A 21991-nucleotide genomic window follows, 5' to 3' on the forward strand; every position below is an offset into this window, starting at 1 on the left:
CCGCCACCGACACCGGCGGCTCGATCCGCCAGCCGGCTGCGTTCTGCGGCGTCACCGGCATCAAGCCGACCTACGGCCGCTGCTCGCGCTTCGGCATGATCGCGTTCGCGTCCTCGCTGGACCAGGCCGGCCCGATCGCGCAGACCGCCGAGGATTGCGCCCTGCTGCTGAACCACATGATCGGTTTCGACCAGCGCGATGCGACCTCGCTGACGGCCGAACAGGGCAACGTGCGCGAGGATTTCGCGCGCGACCTGGACAAGCCCCTAACCGGCCTGCGCATCGGCGTGCCGCAGGAGTACTTCGGCGAAGGTTTGTCGGCGGACGTGGAGACCGCGGTGCGTACGGCGCTTGACCAATTCGTGCAGCTGGGCGCCACGCTGGTGGACATCACCCTGCCCAAGACCGCGCTGTCGATCCCGACCTACTACATCATCGCGCCCGCCGAGGCCTCGTCCAACCTGTCCCGCTTCGACGGCGTGCGCTATGGCCACCGCGCGGCGGAGTACAAGGACCTGCAGGACATGTACAAGAAGACCCGCGCGGAGGGCTTCGGCAAGGAAGTCCAGCGCCGCATCATGGTCGGCACCTATGTGCTGTGCCACGGCTACTACGACGCCTACTACGTGCAGGCGCAGAAGATCCGCCGCCTGATCGCGGACGACTTCCAGGCCGCGTTCAAGGACCAGTGCGACGTCATCATGGGGCCGGTGGCGCCGACCGTGGCGTGGGACCTGGGCTCCAAGACCAACGACCCGGTGGCCAACTACCTGGCCGACATCTTCACGCTGTCCACCAGCCTGGCGGGCCTGCCCGGCATGTCGATCCCGTGCGGCTTCGGCAGCGGCGCCAATGCGGCGCGCCCGGTCGGCCTGCAAATCATCGGCAACTACTTCAGCGAGGCGAAGCTGCTGAACGTCGCGCACCAGTACCAGCAGGCGACCGATTGGCACACGCACGCACCGGCTGGTGTCTCGGCAAACTAAGGAAGAATAATCATGCAATGGGAAGTCGTCATCGGTCTTGAGAACCACGTCCAGCTCACGACCAACTCCAAAATCTTCAGCGGCAGCTCGATCAAGTTCGGCGCCGAGCCGAATACGCAGGCCAGCCCCGTGGACCTGGCGCTGCCAGGCGTGCTGCCCGTGATGAACCGCGGCGCCGTCGAGCGCGCGATCCGCTTCGGCCTCGCGGTCGGGGCGAAGATCGCGCCGCGCTCAGTCTTCGCGCGCAAGAACTACTTTTATCCCGACCTGCCGAAGGGCTACCAGATCTCGCAGTTCGAGGACCCGGTGGTCCAGGGTGGCACCATCACGTTCGGCTACGAGAAGGATGGCAAGTTCGAAACCAAGACCGTGAACCTGACCCGCGCCCACCTGGAAGAGGACGCGGGCAAGTCGCTGCACGAGGACTACCACGGCATGAGCGGCATCGACCTCAATCGCGCGGGTACGCCGCTGTTGGAGATCGTGTCCGAGCCGGAAATGCGCAGCGCGGCCGAAGCGGTGGCATATGCGAAGGCGCTGCACGGTCTCGTGATGTGGCTGGGCGTCTGCGACGGCAACATGCAGGAAGGCTCGTTCCGCTGCGACGTGAACGTGTCCGTGCGTCCGGTGGGGCAGAAGGAATTCGGTACCCGCTGCGAGATCAAGAACCTCAACTCCTTCCGCTTCATGGAAGAGGCGATCCACTACGAAGTGCGGCGCCAGATCGAGCTGATCGAAGACGGCGGCAAGGTGGTGCAGGCCACGCGGCTGTGGGATCCGGACAAGAAGGAAACCCGCGCCATGCGCTCGAAAGAGGATGCGCAGGACTACCGCTACTTCCCCGATCCGGACCTGCCGCCGCTGATGATCGACCAGGCCTGGATCGACCAGGTGAAGAGCGAGATGCCGGAGCTGCCGGATGCGATGCGCAAGCGCTTCATTTCGGACTACGGGCTGCCGGAGTATGACTCGCTGATCCTGACGTCCTCGCAGGGCATGGCGTCGTACTACGAGGCGGTGGTCTCGAAAGCGGGCAAGGAGAATGCGAAGGTCGCGGCCAACTGGATGATGGGCGACGTGGCGTCGACTCTCAATCGCGAGGGCGTGGACATCGTCGATTCGCCGGTGGAAGCATCGCAACTGGCGCTGCTGCTCAAGCGGATTGCGGATGGCACCATTTCCAACAAGGCTGCGAAGACGGTGTTCGCGGCGATGTGGGAAGCGAAGTCGAACGACGAGAACATCGTCGATACGATCATCGAGCAGAAAGGCCTGAAGCAGGTGTCGGATGCGGGCGCACTGGAGAAGATCGTGGACGACGTGATCGCCGCGAACGCCAAGTCGGTGGAGCAGTACCGCGCCGGCAAGGAAGCCGCCATCAACGCCCTGATCGGCCAGTGCATGAAAGCCTCTCGCGGCACCGCCAACCCGGCCCAGCTCACCGAGCTGCTCAAGAAAAAGCTGGCGTCGTAGGCGATGGGATGGCCCTCACGACAGGGCCCATCCCGTCGCATTCAAGTCCCCACGACCGCCAGCGAGCGTGGAGCGAGTGTTGTCAGCACTTTCTCCAGCTGTGGGATCAAACTCACAAGTGTGGCGAGCTGCAGATCACGGGGTTTCAGAATCACGATGGCGATGGGCAGGGCGGCAACGTTCTGTTGAAACTCCAATCCTTGATCGACGGTGACCAGCACGTCGAACTGTTGAGCCGCGAGTTTCAACAGAAAACCGTTGGAGAGTCCGCCCCATCCCATCTTCGGCACCGTGCGAACGAAGTGTCCGCTGAGGTGCCGTCCGAACTTCGCAGGCATTGATTCATCCAGCAGGATGCGCATCGTGAGCGGAATCCGCGAGCGACTGAAGTACTTGTTCAACCGCCGTACGGCTCACGGTAGGAAAATCCAGCAGAAACTCTTCGACCGTGGCGTCGCCGAGCAGATAGTCGAGAAGGCTTTGCAGAGGCACGCGTGTGCCTTTGAAGCACGGGGTGCCGCTCATGATTTCGGGGTTCGATACAACAACGTCGCGCAACATATGGCCTCCCGAACGTGACTATACGCCGTAGCGGGAGCGGTAGGCGGCGACGGCGTCCTTGTGCTGGGCGAGCTGGGGCTCGGCCGCGATGTAGCTGAAGAGGTCTTCCAGGTTGCCGATCGAGATCACGGGAATGCCGAATTCTTTCTGCACCTGCTGCACCGCCGACCCTTCCGACAGCGCGCCATCCTTGCCCGACCGTTCCATGCGGTCCAGCGCGATCAGCACCGCACATGGCTCGGCGCCCGCCGCGCGGATCATGTCCACCGATTCGCGCACCGAGGTCCCCGCCGAGATCACATCGTCGATGATGACGACTTTGCCATGCAGCTTGGCGCCGACCAGCGTGCCGCCTTCGCCGTGGTCCTTGGCCTCCTTGCGGTTGTAGGCGAACGAGGTGTTGCGGCCCTTGTTGGCCAGCGCCACGGCAGTGGCGGAAGCGAGCGTGATGCCTTTGTACGCAGGCCCGAACAGCATGTCGAATTCGACTCCGGAATCGAGCAGCGTCTGCGCGTAGAAGTCGGCCAGCTTGCCCAGCGTGGCACCGTCATGGAACAGACCCGCGTTGAAAAAATACGGCGACAGACGGCCCGCCTTGGTGGTGAATTCGCCGAACCGCAGCACGCCCGCCGCGACCGAAAACGCGATAAACTCCTGCCTCAAATTGCTCACGCTGACTCCTGTTTTTTAAGTCCCGGTATTTTATGCTAAAGATCATTTCCGCGAACCTGAACGGCATCCGCTCCGCCCACAAGAAGGGCTTCTTCGACTGGATGGCGAAGCAGACCGCCGACGTCATTTGTGTGCAGGAGCTCAAGGCCCAGCACCCGGACATGACGCCCGACTTCCTCAATCCGCACGGCTACCACGGCCACTTCCACTACGCCGAAAAGAAGGGCTACTCGGGCACGGGTGTGTACAGCAAGGTCAAGCCGGATGCGGTGCTCACCGGCTTCGGTGCGCCGGAATTCGACGCGGAAGGCCGCTACACGCGCTGCGATTTCGGCCAGCTGACGGTGATTTCGGTGTACTGCCCGTCCGGCTCTTCGGGGCCCGAGCGCCAGGCGTCGAAGTTCCGCTTCATGGAGGTGTTCCTGCCGCACCTGGTGCAGCTGAAGGCCGAGGGGCGCGAAGTGGTGATCTGCGGCGACTGGAATATCGCGCACAAAGAAATCGACTTGAAGAACTGGAAGGGCAACAAGAAGAACTCCGGCTTCCTGCCCGAGGAGCGCGAGTGGCTGACCCGGATTTTCGATGAGGTGGGCTTTGTCGACGTCCACCGCAGCATCGATCCGCGCGAGGAGCAGTACACGTGGTGGAGCAATCGCGGGCAGGCATGGGCCAAGAACGTGGGGTGGCGCATCGACTACCACGTGGCCACCAAGGGCGTGGCAGCGACGGCCAAGGAGTGCTCGATCTACAAGGACGAGCGGTTCTCCGATCACGCTCCCTTGACCATTCACTATGACTGGGTGTGATCGGCCACGCCCTTCATACCCACAAGCGGTACAGCCAGAACGATTCATCTTCCACGAAGCGCTGGGCAAACTCGCCCGGCGCGAACCCGGTGATCCGGCGTGACGCGCGGACCATGTGGGACTGGTCCGCGAAGCCTTCGTCCAGCGCCAGCGTGGCCCAGTCGAAGTCCTTCCCCTCCTCGTAGCGCGAGCGCGCGGCGAAAAACAATCCTTCCGTTTTCACCAGCGCCTGCCATTGGCGCAGCGAGCGGCCGCTGAAGGCTTTCACGCGGCGTTCGACGTGGCGCGGGCTGTGGGTGCGCGCCCATTCGTGGGCTTGCCAGGCGAGGCGGTCGACCCAGTGGCGGCCGAGCTGGCGCAGGGATGCGTTGCTGGTGGCGCGGCCTTGCGCGGCGGCCCAGCGGGGGGCGAGATGGTTTGCCAGGACGTCCATCGCGCGCGCATCGTCCGGCGCGGCCAGCAGGTCGCGCAAGAAGGACTGCCGTTGAGGGCCGAGCGCGTCGGATGCGGGAACGAAGCGGTCCTGGATCGCGCCGGGGTCGACGCCGAACAAGGCTTGCGCGACGTCGGGCGTGAAGCAGGCCATGTAGCCACGGCCCGTCGTGGGTCCCCAGCCCACGGTCGGCGCGGACTGGCTGCCAGACAGCACGGCCTGCGCGCCGAACGGGTGCCACTGCGGGCCTGCGGGGCCGGGTGCGACCAGGCCCGCTTCGACGCCGTGATACCACGACAGGCTGACCAGCGGCGAGGCCGGGAAGTGCGAGAGCCGTTGCGCGCTGTCGAGGGCGAGTGCGGAGGTGTCGCGGCTCAGCAATACGGTCAGCGCGCCTTGCAGCGCGGGCGGCGGCAGATGCAGCCGCGCGTGCTCGAAGGTGGCGGCGCGCGGCGCGCGCGCCAACGGGTCGGGACAAGCGATACCGGGATGCATGGCGGTCATGATTCGGCAGTGTAACAGTCCGTGCCAGCTTGTCCGCCAGCGTATTGGGCGCCGCGGTGCGCCATGCGGCCAGACCCGCGCGTGTCGTTTCGGTACAAGACGCGCGCGGCGCGCAAGACGAGAATCGCCTCATGAATACGACGACCGAAGCCCGCTGCCCCATGCACGCCGCCGACGCGGTGCCCGTCACCGCAACGCCGGCGGCGCCGGCCAACGCTGCACAGGATCCCGGACCGGCGCCGCCACTGCAACCGATAGGCTGCTGGCCGCCGGGACCGCCCGTGGCACTCACGGGCTGGTCGCTGTTGCGGCAGATGTCGAAGGACCTCCTGCAAGCCCTGCGCGGCTGGCAGAAGGACTACGGGGACCTGGTCCACCTGCGCATCTGGCCCGAGCAGCAAGTCGTTGTCATGGACCCGGCACTGGTGCGCGAGCTGCTGGTCACACACCACGATGCGCTGATCCGCTGGGAACGCGGCATCGACGTCTTCTCCCAAGTGCACGGCCATAGTGTGCTGACCAGCGAAGGCGCCGCGTGGCGTACCAAGCGCCACGCCCTCCAGCCTCCGTTCGGCCCCAAGCCCGTCCAGGCCTTCCTGCCCAGCATCGTCGGCGCCACCGGCCACGCACTGGACACCTGGCGCGCGACTGAAGAATCCTGGCCCATCGAAAGCGCCCTCACCTCGCTGACCATGGAAGTCATCATGCGCCAGATGTTCTCCAGTGCCGCCGGCGACGACGCCCGCGCCGCCGAACAGGCTGTCCACATCGTCAGCCGAGCCGCCGACAAGGAACTGTACTGGCCCGCCAGCTTGCCCACCTGGCTCCCCTCGCAAAAGCCCAAGCGCGACGCCATGCGCACCCTCACAGGCCTGATCGGCCGCCACATCGACCAGCGTCTCGCGCAGCCCGGCGCAGACTGGCCCGATGACCTCCTCTCCCGCCTCCTGCACCTGCACCAGCAGGATCCCGCCAGCTGGCCCCTGCAAGCCGTCCGCGACGAGTGCATGACGGCTTTCCTCGCCGGCCACGAGACCACGGCCGCCACGCTGACCTGGTGGTGCTGGTGTATGGCCGCGCATCCCGGTGAGCAGGCACAGGTCCGCCACGAGATCGACCATGTCCTGCAAGGCCGCGCCCCGCAGTCGGCCGACCTGGCCCGCCTGCCCGCCCTCACCCGCACCCTGCAGGAAACCCTGCGCCTCTACCCGGCCGCCCCGGTCCTGCTGACGCGCCGCTGCATCCAGCCGATCACCCTCGGCGGCTGGCAGCTCCCCGCCCGCACGCTGTGCGCGATCCCCGTCCACCTGCTGCACCATGACCCGCGCTCGTTCCCTGACCCCGAAGCGTTCCGCCCCGCGCGCTTCGGGGAAGGTGCTCCGCCGATTCCGCGGGGTGCCTGGCTGCCGTTCGGCACCGGGCCGCGCGTCTGCCTCGGCCAGCACCTGGCGATGGCCGAAATGACAGCCATCGCCGCCATGTTGTTGCAGCGTTACGTCATCGGCATCCCCCCACACATGGGGCAACCGAAGCCGGTCATGAACGTCTCCTTGCGCCCGGCCGAGCCCCTGCACCTGACGCTCCAGCCACGCCACACGGAGGGTTAGCACTCACTCTCACCAAAACTCACGCGCTGCCGGGCCCGCTGGACGAGGAATCCTCGGATTTCCGGCGGTAAATCCGCCTGTTTCTTTGTTACCATGGGGGTTTCTAAAAAGCACTGAACGCGGGCCTCGCATGAGCACTGTTTCCTTCCTCTCCCAGCTGTACACAAATCTCCTTGGCCGCAACCCCGACGCCTCCGGCCTCGCGTGGTGGGCGGACGTGATCGACAGTGGCCGGGCGAATGCGGCCGAGGTCACGCGCGACTTCATCGACAGTCCGGAATTCGGCGGCGTGGTGCAGCCGCTGGCGCGCCTCTACTACGCCGCCTTCGGCCGCATCCCCGATGCGAGCGGCCTGCAGTACTGGACCCACAACGCACAGGGCGGCCAAAGCTACGCGGACATCGTCAAATATTTCGCGGCCAGCCCGGAGTTCGCGAAACTCTATGGCCAGCTCGATAGCGCGGCCTTCCTGGACGCACTCTCCACCACCGCGCTGGGCCACTCCATGGACACCACCGCCAGAGCCGGATGGCTGGACAAGCTCGCCAGCGGCAGCGCCACGCGCGCGGACGTGCTCTCCAGTGTGGTCAGCTCCAGCGAGATGGCGGCCCACAAGGCGGCCGAAGTGAAAGCCATCGCCGCCTTTTACGGCACCCTCGGGACCATGCCCGGCCAGGCGGACCTCGCCGCTGCCGTCGCAACCAGCGACCCGGCGGCTCTGATCACCAAGCTGTATGCCAGCGCCGCCTACCAGGGCGTGGCCGCCCCCGGCCTGATCGCACACGGCACCATCACCGACGCATTCGGCCACGGCGCCACCGTCTTCATCGACACCAACGCCAACGGCGTGCTCGATGCAGGCGAGGTGTCGGTCAAGGCCGACGGCGCGGGTAACTTCGATTTCGGCACCAGCGCGGCCTTCAAGGGCCAGCTCACCGTGCAGGGCGCCAACGGCGCTTCCTTCACCGCGCCTTCCGGCGCCACCGTCGTCAATGCCCTGACCACGCTCGTGCAGGGCGTCGCGGCCAGCCAGCACCTGGACACCGCGGCAGCGGAACAGCTGGTGCGCTCCGCGCTGGGCCTGGGCAGCGCCGACCTGCTGCACACCGACTTCACCGCCACCGCCGCGGACCTGACGCTCGCACCGTCCACGCGCGACCAGGCCGCCAAAGTGCAAGCCACCGCCGCGCAGTTGGAAATGGTGATCAGCCAGACCAGCGCCGCGCTCCAGGGCCTCGGTCTCGCCGCGGACGCGGTCAGCGCCGGCGCTGCCGCCGTGCAGGCCGTGTCCACCTTCATCGCCAATCCGACCCGCCAGGGCGCGGCCGACCTGGCCGACAGTGGCGCCATCCAAACGATGGTGAAAGCCGCCGGCGCGCTGCTGAAGGCCAGCCCCGCGCAGCTGGCGGTGCTCAACCTGGCCGCGCCCGAGCTGGCGAAGGTGATCGTCAACGTCAACTCCGCGCTCGCGCAAGCCTCCGGCAGCGCCGCGTGGGAGACCATCAACAAGATCGGCACCATCGAAGCGAATGCTGCGACCGTGCTGGCCAAGCTGGCCGGCGGCGACATCTCCGGGGCGCTGGGCCTGGCCACCCTCCCCGCGCTGACCAAGGCGCTGCCCATCGTCATGAGCGGCGGCGGCGAAGGCATCTCCACCTCCGGCCCACCTTCTCTCACCGGGAATAGCGTGTACACGGACGCGATGCGCCTGGCATTCAGCGAAGATGTGTTCGCGGGCAGCGGCAAGATCATCATCACCGATGGCGACTCGCAGACTCACTACAACAGTTCCACCGGCAAGCTGGAAACGCGCGCTGTGGGCGGCACCGACACGCGCGTGCTGGACATCCACGACAGCCACGTCACGATCGAAGACAACATGGTGTGGATCACCTTCGACACCCCACTGTCGACGAGCAAGTCGTATCACCTGATCATCAACCCGGGTGCGCTCGTCGATACGGACTACAACGCCTTCACGGGACGGGCCGATGCGAGTGCGCAGTACCCGACCTACAACCCGACCGTGAGCGCCTCGGCGACGGCGCTGTCGGCGAATTATCTTTCCCCCAACAGCAATATCAAGGCCGGGGACGATGCGATCATCCGCGTCACGTTCGACCAGTCGGTCACAGTGAGCGGGTCACCGACGCTCGCGCTGACCGGCGGCCGCACGGCCACCTATGTGAGCGGCAGCGGCAGCAATACCCTCGTCTTCAAATATACGGTAACCAGCGGTGAGGAAACCTCACTCGGCATGGTGACGGGCGGCGGTGCGGGCCTGGCGGGCCAGGTCAAGAGTGGCGCGGGGCTGCTGCTGGACAGCGCCCACATCGCGTTCACCGATCTCCCGCTGGGCTATGGGACGGTGCACATCGATGGCGTGAAGCCGACCTACACGGTGACGATGGACAAAGCGGCGCTGGACGCCACGCACAACACAGCCACCGTGACCGTTACGTTCAGCGAGGACATCCAGCAATCGACCTTCCTCGCATCCGATGTCACCGTCAGCAACGGAACGCTGGGCAGCTGGACCCGCGGAGCCGACGGCAAGACCTACACCGCGACCTTCACGGCGGCCGGCGAAGTGTCCGACAGCACCAATGTGATCACCTACACGCCGACCGCGCTGAAAGACTGGGCCGGTAACGTTGCCATCTCCACGGCGGCAAGCACGAGCAACTTTACGATTGACACGAAGCCTCCGGTGGCGCTGCTGGCGTCCAATGTTGCGAACAACGCGCCCTTCGCGATCCAGTTCGACGAGGCAGTGTACGCATCGGGCACCGGCGAAGTCGTGCTGACCAAGGACGACGACAGTACCGTGCACATCCCACTCGCGAATGTCACCTTTTCCGCCGACCATAAAACCATGACCCTGGTGGACGCCGGAGTGCTGGTACCCGGTCACCAATACTCCGTGACCCTGCCGCCGGAGCTGAAGGACGGCGGCGGCAATCCGCTCTCGAGCGGCACCTACTGGTTCCAGGTAACGACCGATGGCAAGCCGTCGGCACTCAGCGCCCGCTTCCTCGACTACAGCGGCGGCACCTATCACGTGGGTGACCAGATCCAATTCGAGGTGGAGTTCAACGAGAACGTCTTCGTGAGCGGCACGCCGAAGATTCAGCTGGAGACCGGCACCGTCGACCAGTATGCGGAATACACGACCGGCAGCGGGTCCAATACCCTCCGCTTCAGCTACACCGTGCACGAAGGCGACTCGCAGGCCAACCTCGTGGGCGCGCTGCTGCACGACCTCTCGGCGATGGATGGCCTGATCAAGAACGACGGCGACCACTTCCTCGACACGGCGCACATCGTCTTCGATCACATTGACGGCAGCTATGGAACCAGCACGATCAAGCTGGATGGCATTGCGCCGACAGCGGGCACGAACCTCACCCTCGATCCGGATACCCACGAGAACAACCTGTACAGCAACACGTTGAACCTGAATTTCGACGAGGCGGTGAACTTCACCCATGGCAGCATCGAACTCCACGATGCAGGTACCAACGCTGTCGTCGCCACCTGGACCGGGACGTCCAGCAGCACGCACCCCGACTGGACCATCTCCGGGAACTCGCTGCAATTGAAGCTGCCAGCCAACGGCGCGGGGATCGCAAATCCAGGACACTTCTACATCATCACGGTTGGGCATCCGATCCACGACACCGCGGGCAACGATTTCGCTGGCTACAGCGGCGCGAGCGATCTCAATTTCATCGTGCCAGTGACGGCTTAACGTACACGCAACGTGCGCAGGCTGGTGAAGCTGCGCGGCTCGTTCGTGAGCGGGTCGGTGAAGGACAGCGTGCGGGCCAGCAGCTGCAGGGGGTGGCGGAAGTCGTCTCCCTTGCAGGGCAGTGCCACCGGGTAGAACGCGTCGTTGAGAATCGGCGCGCCCAGAGACGCCATGTGCAGCCGCAGCTGGTGCTTGCGCCCTGTGTGCGGCGCCAGACGATACAGCCACGCCGCAGCGCTGCGGCGCTCCAGCACATCAATCTCCGTTTCCGAGTTCGGCTCGCCCTCCACCTCGCGCGAGATGAAGAAGCGGTCCTCCTCCCCATCCACCATACGGCTGCGGTAGGTGAACGGGAACGTTCGCCCCGGCAGCGGCGCGGCCAGCGCCTCGTACACCTTGCTCATCTGCCGTTTCTGGAACATCGACTGGTAGATGCCGCGCGTGGCCGGGTTCAGCGAGAACACCACCACGCCCGCCGTTTCGCGGTCCAGCCGATGGATCGGCGTGAGATGCGGAAGCTCGTAGTCGCGCTTGAGCCGCACCAGCAAGGTCTCCTTCAGGAAGCGGCCGGTCGGAATCACGGGCAGGAAGTGCGGCTTGTCGACCACCAGCAGGTGCTCGTCCCGATGCAGCACCGTCTCGGTGAAAGGCACTGGCGTTTCGGGCGGCAGCTCGCGGTAGTACCAGAGCCGCATCTGCTTGCGGTAGGGCGTGTCGGGTGTCAGCCGTGTGCCCTTCCCGTCCACCACTTCGCCGCGCGCCATGCGGTCCAGCCAATCGTCATGCGACACCATGGGGAAGCGCTCGACCAGGAACGCCAGCAAAGATGGCCAAGCTTCGTCCGGCAGCCAGAGATAGCTGGGCGCCACGCCGTCGCGCACCGGCAGCGGGACGAAGGCGTTGTCCTGCGCCTGCTTGTTCCAGCCCTTCGCGCCCATGCAGCTGCTTAGCGGTAGGCCGCTGGCAGCTGGTTCGGCGCCACGCCCTTGGCGCGCGCGTACAGCGGCAGCAGCACGTTCATGTGGTTCTGGATCTGGGTGATGCGTTCCTGCCCGCCCGGATGGGTGGACAGCAGCTGCAAGGGCTGCTGCTGGTTCAGGGAATTCATCTTGCGCCACAGCGTGACGCCGGCGCGCGGGTCGAAACCGGCACGGGCGGCCAGGTCCAGGCCAATCAGGTCCGCCTCGCGCTCTTCGTCGCGCGAGAACTTCAGCACCAGCATCTGCCCGGCCGCATTGGTCGCGGCGCCGGTGATGTTAGGGTCGATGCCCAGCCACGCCGACAGCACGGCGCCACCGAGGCGCGAGGCGATGCCGGTGGCCGCGGCCTTGCCCGCGCGTTCGCGCCCGTGCTCGCGCAGCGCGTGCGCGACCTCGTGGCCCATCACGGCGGCGATTTCGTCATCGGTCAGCTTGAGCTTATCGAGGATGCCGTAGTAGAAGGCGATCCGGCCGCCCGGCATGCAGAAGGCGTTCACCTGCTTGGAGTTGAGCAGGTTGACCTGCCACTTCCAGCGCGTGGCGTCCGCATTCCAGCGCGGCGCATAAGGAATCATGCGCTGGGCGATGGCGCGCAGGCGCACCACCTGCGGGTGGTTGGCCGGGTACAGGGCGCCCTGCTGGTTGGCCGATTGCAGCAGCTGCTGGTATTGCATCGCGGACTGCTGTTCGACCTGCTCTTCCGGCTGCAGGTAGCGCCAGCGCGAGAGCGGCTTGACGGAGATCCCGTCCTGCACGATCTGGCCGTTCTGGCTGGTCTGGACGGGTTGCTGGGCCGGTGCGGGTGCCGCGACCAGGCCAGCGCACAGCGACAGCGAGACGGCGGCAGCAAGACGTTTGAGGGAGTACCGAATTTTCATTTCTCGTTCCACGGCGCGATTTTAGGCAGCATCATCATGGCCGGGAAGGCCAGGACGAAGCACACGATAAAGAACATGAACCACCCCGTCTGCGCGACGATGTAGCCCACCGAGGAATTGATGATCGTGCGCGGCACCGCGGCCAGGCTGGAAAACAGCGCGTACTGCGTGGCCGTGTAGCGCGGGTCGGTCTCGCGCGAGATGAAGGCCACCAGCGCCGCCGCGCCCAGTCCCAGGCTGGCGAACGACTCGAAGCCGATCACCGCCGCCAGCAGGGCCGTATTCGGGCCCACGTTGGCCAGCCAGGCAAAGCCCAGGATCGCCAGCGCCTGCAGCACGCCGAACACCCACAGCGCGCGGTTGATGCCCAGCTTGACCATCCAGATCCCGCCCACGATCCCGCCCGCCAGGCTGGCCCACAGGCCGGTCGCATTGGCCGCGTAGCCGATCTGGGTGGTGGTAAAACCCAGGTCCAGGTAGAACTTGGTGGCCAGCGCTGTCGCCATGCTGTCGCCGATCTTGTAGAGCAGGACGAAAGCGACGATCAGCAGGGCCTTGCCCACGCCGCCGCGCGTCACGAATTCCTTAAACGGAAGAATAATCGCTTCTTCCATATTCTTCGGTGGGGCACCGTACACAGCGGGCTCGCGGATGAGCAGCGTGGTGACCAGGCCGACCAGCATGAAGGCGCCGATCACCATGAACACCTGGGACCAGGGCATGCGATCGGCGAGGATCAGCCCCAGCGCACTGGGAATCAGGCCCGCGGCTTTGTAGGCGTTGACGATAACGGCGGCGCCCAGGCCCTGCTCCGCGTCCTGCAGGATCTCGCGGCGGTAGGCGTCGATCACGATGTCCTGGCTGGCCGAGAAGAAGGTCAGGAAGCCGCTGGCGATGATCACCTGCTGCAACTGGCTGCGCGGGTCGAGCATGCCCATGCCGCCGATGATGACGAGCAGCGCCAGCTGGGTCAGTGCCATCCAGCCGCGCCGGCGGCCCAGCGGCAGCGCGTAGCGGTCCATCAGCGGCGCCCACAGGAACTTGAACGTGTACGGAAACTGCACCAGCGCGAACAGGCCCAGCGCCTTGACGTCGATGCCCGACTTGGCCAGCCAGGCCTGCATCAGGTAGATCAGCGTGAACAGCGGCAGGCCGGAACTGAAGCCCAGGAACAGCACCGCGGCCAGGCGCGGGTTCAGGAGCGCTTTGAGCACCTTCACTTAAGCGGCCTTCGCTTTCTTACGCAGCCGGAACACCGCCAGGCTGCCGCGCAGGTTGGGCAGGAAGTCGACGATCTGCCCGTCCGCCAGCGCTACCCGCTCCAGCACCTCCACGCCGCACTCGCGCGCCAGGTCCTCGAAGTCATGGATGGTCGCGCAGCGCACGTTGGGCGTGTCGTACCACTGGTAAGGCAGCGACTTGGACACCGGCATGCGGCCCCGCAGCAGCGCCACGCGGTGCGGCCAGTAGGCAAAGTTAGGGAACGACACGATGGCCTCGGTGCCCACGCGGACGATCTCGCGCAGCACCATCTCCACGTGCTGCGTCATCTGCAGCGAGGAGAGGCACAGCACCGTATCGAAGGCATTGTCGCCAAACAGCGCCAGCCCGGTTTCCATGTCGTGCTGGATGACGTTCACGCCGCGCTGGGTCGATTGCAGCACCTGCTCGTCGGCCAGCTCCACGCCATAACCGGTGCAGCCCTTGTCCTGCTGCAGGTAGCTCAGCATCGTCCCGTCACCGCAGCCGACGTCCAGCACGTGCGCGTTCTTTGGCACCCAATGGGCGATGAAGGCCAGGTCCGAGCGCAGGGAGGCGAGGTGTTTTTCGTAGATCATTGCAGCTCCCCCGCGATGCGCGCGTAATAGGCGCGGACCATGTTCATGTAGCGCGAATCCTCCAGCAGGAAGGCGTCGTGGCCGTGGGGCGCGTCGATTTCCGCGTAGGTCACGCTGCGCCTGTTGTTGACCAGCGCCTGCACGATCTCGCGGCTGCGCTCCGGGGAGAAGCGCCAGTCGGTGGTGAAGGAAACCAGCATGAACTTGGCCTTGGTGCCCGCCAGCGCGCGGGTCAGGTCGCCGTCGTAGGGCCGGGCCGGGTCGAAGTAGTCGAGCGCCTTCGTGATCAGCAGGTAGGTGTTGGCGTCAAAGTATTCGGAGAATTTGTCGCCCTGGTAGCGCAGGTAGGACTCGATCTCGAAGTCGATGCCGAAGCCGAACGCGTACTCGTTGGTTTCGGCGGCGTTGCGCAGCTTGCGGCCGAACTTCTCCGCCATGTCGTCGTTGGACAGGTAGGTGATGTGGCCGATCATGCGCGCCACGCGCAGGCCGCGCTTGGGCACCACGCCGTGGGCGTAGAAGTCGCCGTTGTAGAAGTCCGGGTCGGTCAGGATGGCCTGCCGGGCCACGTCGTTGAAGGCGATGTTCTGCGCCGACAGCTTGGGCGTGGAGGCGATCACCATGCAGTGGCGCAGGCGGTCCGGGTACATGATGGACCACGCGAGCGCCTGCATGCCGCCCAGCGAGCCGCCCATCACGCAGGCGAACTGTTCGATGCCGAGTTTGTCCGCCAGACGGGCCTGCGCGGCCACCCAGTCTTCCACCGTCACCACCGGGAAGGCGGCGCCATACGGCTTTCCGGTCGAAGGGTTCACATGCATCGGGCCCGTGGAGCCGAAGCAGGAGCCCAGGTTGTTCACGCCGATGACGAAGAACTTGTCCGTATCCAGCGGCTTGCCCGGGCCGACCATGTTGTCCCACCAGCCAACATTCTTCGGGTTGTCCGCGTAATGGCCGGCCACGTGGTGCGAGGCGTTCAGGGCGTGGCACACGAGCACCGCATTGGAGCGGTCCGCGTTCAGCGTGCCGTACGTCTCGTACATCAGCGTGTAGTCCGCGATCTGCGCGCCGCTTTGCAGCGCCAGCGGCTCGGCAAAGTGCATCGACTGGGGCGTGACGATTCCTATGGATGGCATGAAGGGGTCTTTGTGTGAGCTGGTTTTACATCGCCTGCAGCGCTTCCAGCGCCTCGGCGATGGCGTCCGGTTCCATCGAACGCATGATCTTGCGGGTCTGGGCGGTGACGGCTTCCAGGTCGCTGTTGAGAATCTCCTGCTTCACCTGCAGCAGCTGCGAGGGGTGCATCGAGAACTCGCGCAGGCCCATGCCGAGCAAGAGGCGGGTGAGCTTGGCGTCGCCCGCCATCTCGCCGCACACGGCCACGTCGATGCCGGCCTTCTTGCCTGCGCTGATGGTCATGGCGATCAGCTGCAACACGGCCGGGTGCAGCGGCGTGTAGAGGTGCGCGACTTCGTAGTCCACGCGGTCGATCGCCAGCGTGTACTGGATCAGGTCATTGGTGCCGATGGAGAGGAAGTCCATGCGCTTGACGAACATCGGCAGCGCCAGTGCGGCGGCCGGGATCTCGATCATGGCGCCGATCTCGATCGCCGGGTCGAACTTGACGCGCATGTCGCGCAGCTGCGCCTTGGCCTGCTCGATCATCGCCAGCGACTGGTCGATTTCGAAGGCGTGCGCCAGCATCGGGATCAGGATGCGCACCTTGCCAAAGGCGGAGGCGCGCAGGATGGCGCGCAGCTGCGTCAGGAATATCTGCGGCTCGGAGAGGCAGTAGCGGATCGCGCGCAGGCCGAGCGCCGGATTGAGTGCGTTGTGTTCCACGTGGTCCAGCGGCTTGTCGGCGCCGATGTCCAGCGTGCGGATCACCACCGGGCGGCCCTTCATCGCCACCACAGCCTTCTTGTATTGCTCGAACTGCTCGTCCTCGGACGGCATGTGGTGGCCGCGGCCCATGAACAGGAACTCGGAGCGGAACAGGCCGACACCCTGCGCGCCCTGCTCCATCGCGCCCGCGCAGTCCTCGGGCAGTTCGATGTTGGCCAACAGCGTGATCGCCGTGCCATCCTTGGTGATGGCCGGAGTCTTCTTCAGCTTCTGAAGCTTCTTGCGGGCCTTGACCTGCAAGGCCTGGCGCGCGCGGTACTGCTCCAGCACCAGCTGCGACGGATTGCAGATGACGACCCCGGCGTCGCCGTCGATGATGACCCAATCGTCCTGCTCGATCAGGCGCGAGGCTTGCGACATGCCGACGGCCGCCGGGATGTCGAGCGAGCGCGCCACGATGGCGGTGTGCGAGTTCTGGCCGCCCACGTCCGTCACGAAGCCGGAGAAGGAGCCGTCGCGGAAGGCCAGCATGTCGGCCGGAGAGATGTCGTGCGCGACGACGATCATCTGCGGCTTGAATTCCTCGCCCAGCGATTCCTGGATCGGATGCTTGAGCTGCGCGGTGCCCAGCAGGACTTTCAGCACCCGCTCGGCGACCTGCTGGATGTCGGCCTTGCGCTCGCGGAGATACGAATCCTCGATCTCGTCAAACTGCGCGGACAGCTCGTCGATCTGCGTCACCAGCGCCCACTCGGCGTTGTAGTGGCGCGAGCGGATGATGTCCAGCGGGGCTTCTGAAATCATCGGGTCCGACAGGATCAGCACGTGGACGTCGATGAAGGCGCCCAGCTCCGTCGGCGCATCCTTGGGCAGCTCGGTCCACAGGTGCTGCAGCTCCTTGTGGACTTCGGCGATGGCGTCCTGCAGGCGCTTGACTTCCGCCTCGATGCGCTCCTCCGGCACCAGGTAGTGCTGCACGTCCAGCACCGCGGGCGTGAGCAGGTGCGCGCGGCCAATCGAGATGCCGCGGGAGACCGGGATGCCGTGCAGGGTGAACGATGCCATCGGATGGAAGTCCAGGGGCATCGATTATTCGCCTTCGCCGAACCTGTCGTTGATGAGGGCCGCCAGGGCCGTCACCGCCTCCTGTTCGTCGGCGCCATCGGCTTCCAGCGTGACCTTGGCGCCTTTGCCGGCGGCCAGCATCATCACGCCCATGATGGATTTGGCATTGATGCGGCGGGCGTTCCGGGTGAGCCAGACATCGCTCTGGAACTTGGCCGCCAGCTGGGTGAACTTGGCCGAGGCCCGCGCGTGCAGGCCCAGTTTGTTGATGATTTCAAGTTCCTGCTGAATCATGTTCTCGTTGGTCTCGCTTCAAAGGAAAGTCGTACGTGCGGCTCACATGGAGCCGACGCGCACGCGGTTATCGACGCGTACCGCGCCGTTCTGGGCGCCGGCCAGCGCCATTTCCACCACCACGTCCAGCGTGTCGCGGCGGTAGGTGATGGCACGCAGCAGCATCGGCAGGCTGATGCCCGCGATGACTTCCACGTGCCCGGGATCGGTCAGCCCGTTGCAGCAGTTGGACGGCGTGCCGCCCTTGATGTCGGTGATGACCAGGACGCCGTCGCCGTCATCCACGCGCTTGATGGCGGCGCGCGCCAGCTCGTGCACCTGGCCCAGGTCCTGGTCCGGCTGCACGTCGATGGCCTCGAAATGGTCCGTCGGGCCGCGGAACACGTGCGACACCGCGGCCACGAAGGCCTGCCCCAGCGGGGCGTGGGTCAACAGCAGAATACCAACCATATCGTGGTCCTCGTTAGGCCCGTTCGAGCGCCGCTTCGACCGCGTCGATGAACATGGCGGCGACGTCGAATCCTGCCTGGTCCGTGATCTCCTGGAAGCAGGTCGGGCTGGTGACGTTCACCTCGGTCAGGTAATCGCCAATCACGTCTAATCCTACCAGCAACAGGCCACGGGCGGCCAGAATGGGGCCGAGGGTTTCGGCGATCTCGCGGTCGCGCGCGGTCAGGGGCTGGGCCACGCCCACGCCGCCGGCGGCCAGGTTGCCGCGCACTTCGCCGGCCTGGGGGATGCGGGCCAGCGCGAACGGCACCGGCTTGCCGCCGATGACCAGCACCCGCTTGTCACCCTTGACGATCTCGGGGATGTAGCGCTGGGCCATGATGGTGCGGGTGCCTTCTTCGGTCAGCGTCTCGATGACGGAACCGAGGTTCATGCCATCGTCCTTGACGCGGAAGATGCCGGCGCCGCCCATGCCGTCCAGCGGCTTGAAGATCACGTCGCGGTGCTCGGCGTGGAAGTCGCGCAGGCGGGTGACGTTGGAGGTCACCACGGTCGGCGTGGTGAACTGCGGGAACTGGGCGATCGACAGCTTTTCGTTGTGGCTGCGGATGGCGGCGGGTTTGTTGAAGACCTGCGCGCCCTGGGACTCGGCCAGCTCCAGCAGATAGGTGCCGTACACGTATTCCATGTCGAACGGCGGGTCCTTGCGCTGGATGACGGCGTCGAACTCGCCGAGCGCAGTCTCCACCTTGTCCGTGCTGCGGTACCAGTCATCGGCGTCGCCGGTCAGGTGGATCTGGGCGGCGTTGGCCACCACGGCGCCGTTCGAGAGGGACATGTCGCCCTGCTCGAAGTGATAGATGGCGTGCCCGCGCTTGGCGGCCTCGCGCATCATGGCGAACGTGGAATCCTTGTAGATCTTGAAACCGGCCAGCGGGTCGGCGAGAAAGGCTATCTTCATGGGGGAATGGGGCAAAGTGGACACTTTGCCCTCGATTGTAACGGCAATCGCGTGACGCCGCCGGGAGGCTGCCCCGCCGCTCAATAGACCTCGGGATTCGGGTCGGTGCGCTCCAGCTCCCAGGACGCAGCCAGCAGGCCGAGACGCGCCACCACGCCGTACACGTAGAAGCGGTTGGGCGCGGCGGTGCCCGGCTTGGCCTTGAGGTCCGGCACGGCGTGCTGCTGGGCGAAGGCGAGCGGCACGAACTGGGCGCCCGGCGCCTTCAGGTTCTGGTCGATGCCGCGCTCGGCGTGCACGCGGTAAAAGCCGCCGATCACGTAGCGGTCCACCATGTAGACCACCGGCTCGGCCACGGCGCCGTCGATGTTTTCGTGGGTGGGCACGCCCTCCTGCACCACCAGGCCGCTCACCTGCACGCCGTCCTTGATCACGGAGAGGCGGCCCAGCTGCTGGGCGCTCAGGTCCTTGATCTCGCTGGCGTCCTTGATGGTGAGGACGCCCATGCCGTAGGTGCCGGCGTCCGGCTTCACGATGACCCAGGGCTTCTGGTCCCGCATGCCGTATTCCTTGTACTTCTTCTTGATCTTGGACATCAGCGCCGCGACCTGGTCAGCCAGCGCCTCGCGGCCTTGCGCTTCGCTCAGGTTGGCGTCGTCCAGCTGGGCGTGCAGGGGGTTGACCAGCCACGGGTCCACGTCGATCAGCTTGCCGAACTTCTTGGCCACCTCATCATATGCAACCAAATGGTTGCGCTTTCTACGGATCGCCCAGCCCGCGTGCAGCGGCGGCAGCAGGGACTGCTCGTGGATGTTCTGCAGGATGTCGGGAATCCCGGCCGACAGGTCGTTGTTGAGCAGGATGGTGCAGGGGTCGAAATCCTTCAGGCCGACGCGGCGGCCATTGGGCGAGCGCACCATCGGCTCGACCACCAGCATGTTCCCGTCCGGCAGGGCCAGCGGGGTGGGCTCAGTGACGTCCGGGTCCAGCGAGCCGAGGCGAACGTGCAGGCCGGTCTGGCGGAAGATCTGCATCAGGCGCGCCACGTTCTGCAGGTAGGACGGGTTGCGGGTGTGGACCTCGGGCACCAGCAGCAGGTTGCGCGCGTCCGGGCAGTACTTGTCGATCGCGGCCATGGCGGCCTGCACCGACAGCGGCAGCATCTCGGTGGCCAGATTGTTGAAGCCGCCCGGGAACAGGTTGGTATCCACCGGCGCCAGCTTGTAGCCCGCGTTGCGCAGGTCCACCGAGCAGTAGAACGGCGGCGTGTGCTCCTGCCACTCCAGGCGGAACCAGCGTTCGATGGCCGGGGTGGAATCCAGGATCTTCTTTTCCAGGTCCAGCAGCGGGCCGTTCTGGGCGGTGACGAGGTGGGGAACCATCGGGCAGTCCTTGCTGCGCTTACGAGCGCTTGTCAGTTATGGATCACACATATCGGGGTGGTTTTGTTGAATTAAAGACCTCATGTCAACAAAAAGGCGCCCCGGAGGGCGCCTGCAAATGGCCCGCGCTGGCGGGCCGAGGAGACTCTGTGAGTTCTGCGAAGCGAATCAGGAATGGTAGGCGGATTCGCCGTGGCTCGTGATGTCGAGGCCTTCCCGTTCTTCTTCTTCCGGCACGCGCAGGCCGACCACCAGGTCCACCAGCTTGTAGGCAATGAACGACACGACGCCGGACCAGACGATGGTGGTGCCGACGGCCTGCGCCTGCACCCACACCTGGTGGCCGATCGAGTACGGATCGGCCGACATCTTGTTGGTCACGTAGTCGAAGATGCCCTGCCCGCCCAGCTGCGGCGCGGCAAACACGCCGGTCAGCAGTGCGCCCAGGATGCCGCCCACGCCGTGCACGCCGAACACGTCCAGCGAGTCGTCGGCGCCGATCAAGCGCTTCAGGCCGTTCACGCCCCACAGGCAGATGATACCAGCCAGCAACCCGATGACCAAACCGCCCATCGGGCCGACATAGCCCGCGGCCGGGGTGATCGCCACCAGGCCGGCCACCGCGCCGGACGCGCCGCCCAGCATCGAGGGCTTGCCCTTGACGATCCATTCGCCCGCGACCCACGAGACGGCGGCCGCGGCCGTCGCCAGCAGGGTGTTCACGAAGGCCAGCGCGGCGATGTCGCCCGCTTCCAGCGCGGACCCGGCGTTGAAGCCGAACCAGCCCACCCACAGCAGGGAGGCACCGATCATGGTCATGGTCAGCGAGTGCGGGGCCATCGATTCGCGACCGTAGCCGACGCGCTTGCCGATCACGATGGCGCCCACCAGGCCGGCGACGGCGGCGTTGATGTGCACCACGGTGCCGCCCGCGAAGTCGAGCGCGCCTTTCTGGAACAGCCAGCCGGCCTTGGCGCCTTCGGTGGCGGCGGTAGCGGCGTCCTTGACCGCGTCCGGGCCGGTCCAGAACCAGACCATGTGGGCGATCGGCAGGTAGGCGAAGGTGAACCACAGGACCATGAACAGCATCACGGCGGCAAAGCGCGCGCGCTCGGCGAAGGCGCCGACGATCAGCGCGCAGGTGATGGCGGCAAAAGTGCCCTGGAAGGACACGTAGGCAAACTCGGGGATCACCACACCCTTGCTCCAGGTGGCGGCGTAGCTGAAGGCGCCCTTGGCCGGGTCCCAGATGCCGGCCAGGAAGGCGCGGTCGAACTTGCCGATGAAGGCGGAGTTCTCGGTGAAGGCCAGCGAGTAGCCGTACACGCACCACAGCACGATGATGACCGAGAAGATCATGAACACCTGCAGCAGCACGGACAGCATGTTCTTCGCGCGTACCAGGCCGCCGTAGAACAGGGCCAGGCCGGGGATGGTCATCATGATCACCAGCAGGGTGGAGACGAACATCCAGGCGGTGTCGCCTTTTTGCGGGACGGGTGCCG

General features: G+C 65.7%; 20 protein-coding genes. 5 read left to right on the forward strand and 15 right to left on the reverse strand.

What is annotated here, in order from left to right; all coding sequences use genetic code 11:
• Positions 1-986 (forward strand): amidase family protein (locus tag E4L96_RS14870; protein ID WP_135208007.1); only part of this gene is annotated, 986 nt, incomplete at its 5' end.
• A gap of 12 nt (positions 987-998) precedes the next feature.
• On the forward strand, positions 999-2459 hold the full coding sequence (gene gatB / locus E4L96_RS14875) for an Asp-tRNA(Asn)/Glu-tRNA(Gln) amidotransferase subunit GatB (protein WP_135208008.1): 1461 nt from the start codon (positions 999-1001) through the stop codon (positions 2457-2459).
• 41 nt (positions 2460-2500) lie between these two features.
• Here gatB and E4L96_RS14880 read toward each other — a convergent pair whose 3' ends face one another.
• From E4L96_RS14880 to pyrE, 3 genes are read right to left on the reverse strand one after another with little or no spacing between them, the layout of a single operon-like run.
• Positions 2501-2821 (reverse strand): DUF5615 family PIN-like protein, encoded by a 321-nt coding sequence (locus tag E4L96_RS14880; RefSeq protein ID WP_135208009.1) that lies wholly within the window; start codon positions 2819-2821, stop codon positions 2501-2503.
• The gene (locus E4L96_RS14885; RefSeq protein ID WP_135208010.1) at positions 2802-3020 is read right to left on the reverse strand and encodes a DUF433 domain-containing protein; all 219 of its coding nucleotides are present in this window, start codon (positions 3018-3020) and stop codon (positions 2802-2804) included. The genes E4L96_RS14880 and E4L96_RS14885 overlap by 20 nt, the downstream gene beginning before the upstream one ends.
• An 18-nt stretch (positions 3021-3038) precedes the next feature.
• Positions 3039-3692, reverse strand: a complete 654-nt coding sequence (pyrE, locus tag E4L96_RS14890) for an orotate phosphoribosyltransferase (RefSeq protein ID WP_135208011.1) — start codon at positions 3690-3692, stop codon at positions 3039-3041.
• A gap of 32 nt (positions 3693-3724) precedes the next feature.
• On the opposite strand from pyrE, the gene E4L96_RS14895 reads away from it, so the two are divergent.
• Positions 3725-4498 (forward strand): exodeoxyribonuclease III, encoded by a 774-nt coding sequence (locus tag E4L96_RS14895; RefSeq protein WP_135208012.1) that lies wholly within the window; start codon positions 3725-3727, stop codon positions 4496-4498.
• Between the two features lie 13 nt (positions 4499-4511).
• On the opposite strand, the gene E4L96_RS14900 is transcribed toward E4L96_RS14895, so the two are convergent.
• On the reverse strand, positions 4512-5435 hold the full coding sequence (locus E4L96_RS14900) for an AraC family transcriptional regulator (RefSeq protein WP_135208013.1): 924 nt from the start codon (positions 5433-5435) through the stop codon (positions 4512-4514).
• A 131-nt stretch (positions 5436-5566) separates the two neighbouring features.
• On the opposite strand from E4L96_RS14900, the gene E4L96_RS14905 reads away from it, so the two are divergent.
• Positions 5567-7042 carry a cytochrome P450 gene (locus E4L96_RS14905; protein ID WP_135208014.1) on the forward strand — a complete coding sequence of 492 codons (1476 nt, stop codon included), beginning with the start codon at positions 5567-5569 and terminating at the stop codon, positions 7040-7042.
• A gap of 130 nt (positions 7043-7172) precedes the next feature.
• Positions 7173-10793: a DUF4214 domain-containing protein gene (locus tag E4L96_RS14910; protein WP_135208015.1), complete on the forward strand. Its 3621-nt coding sequence runs from the start codon at positions 7173-7175 to the stop codon at positions 10791-10793.
• On the opposite strand, the gene E4L96_RS14915 is transcribed toward E4L96_RS14910, so the two are convergent.
• The 11 genes from E4L96_RS14915 to E4L96_RS14965 form a co-directional block, all read right to left on the reverse strand.
• Positions 10790-11731 (reverse strand): pseudouridine synthase, encoded by a 942-nt coding sequence (locus E4L96_RS14915; RefSeq protein WP_135208016.1) that lies wholly within the window; start codon positions 11729-11731, stop codon positions 10790-10792. The two genes, E4L96_RS14910 and E4L96_RS14915, sit on opposite strands and share 4 nt — an antisense overlap.
• Positions 11732-11739: 8 nt before the next feature.
• The gene (locus E4L96_RS14920) at positions 11740-12651 is read right to left on the reverse strand and encodes a M48 family metallopeptidase (RefSeq protein ID WP_135208017.1); all 912 of its coding nucleotides are present in this window, start codon (positions 12649-12651) and stop codon (positions 11740-11742) included.
• On the reverse strand, positions 12648-13871 hold the full coding sequence (locus E4L96_RS14925; protein WP_135208018.1) for an AmpG family muropeptide MFS transporter: 1224 nt from the start codon (positions 13869-13871) through the stop codon (positions 12648-12650). The genes E4L96_RS14920 and E4L96_RS14925 overlap by 4 nt, the downstream gene beginning before the upstream one ends.
• Positions 13872-14489 carry a methionine biosynthesis protein MetW gene (gene metW, locus E4L96_RS14930; protein ID WP_135208019.1) on the reverse strand — a complete coding sequence of 206 codons (618 nt, stop codon included), beginning with the start codon at positions 14487-14489 and terminating at the stop codon, positions 13872-13874. It abuts the gene before it with no gap.
• Entirely contained in the window at positions 14486-15592 is a 1107-nt protein-coding gene (metX, locus tag E4L96_RS14935) for a homoserine O-succinyltransferase MetX (RefSeq protein ID WP_229414507.1), read from the reverse strand. The genes metW and metX overlap by 4 nt, the downstream gene beginning before the upstream one ends.
• 58 nt (positions 15593-15650) lie before the next feature.
• The gene (ptsP, locus tag E4L96_RS14940; protein ID WP_135208026.1) at positions 15651-17399 is read right to left on the reverse strand and encodes a phosphoenolpyruvate--protein phosphotransferase; all 1749 of its coding nucleotides are present in this window, start codon (positions 17397-17399) and stop codon (positions 15651-15653) included.
• 24 nt (positions 17400-17423) lie between these two features.
• Entirely contained in the window at positions 17424-17693 is a 270-nt protein-coding gene (locus tag E4L96_RS14945) for an HPr family phosphocarrier protein (RefSeq protein WP_135208021.1), read from the reverse strand.
• Positions 17694-17735: 42 nt separating this feature from the next.
• Positions 17736-18143 (reverse strand): PTS sugar transporter subunit IIA, encoded by a 408-nt coding sequence (locus tag E4L96_RS14950; protein WP_135208022.1) that lies wholly within the window; start codon positions 18141-18143, stop codon positions 17736-17738.
• A gap of 13 nt (positions 18144-18156) precedes the next feature.
• Entirely contained in the window at positions 18157-19104 is a 948-nt protein-coding gene (gene gshB, locus E4L96_RS14955) for a glutathione synthase (RefSeq protein WP_135208023.1), read from the reverse strand.
• Positions 19105-19184: 80 nt separating this feature from the next.
• Entirely contained in the window at positions 19185-20486 is a 1302-nt protein-coding gene (gene gshA, locus E4L96_RS14960; RefSeq protein ID WP_135208024.1) for a glutamate--cysteine ligase, read from the reverse strand.
• Between the two features lie 168 nt (positions 20487-20654).
• On the reverse strand, positions 20655-21991 hold a 1337-nt coding region (locus E4L96_RS14965), incomplete at its 5' end, for an ammonium transporter (RefSeq protein WP_135208025.1).

This window comes from Zemynaea arenosa (assembly GCF_004614185.1).
Classification (GTDB): Bacteria; Pseudomonadota; Gammaproteobacteria; order Burkholderiales; family Burkholderiaceae_D; genus Telluria; species Telluria arenosa.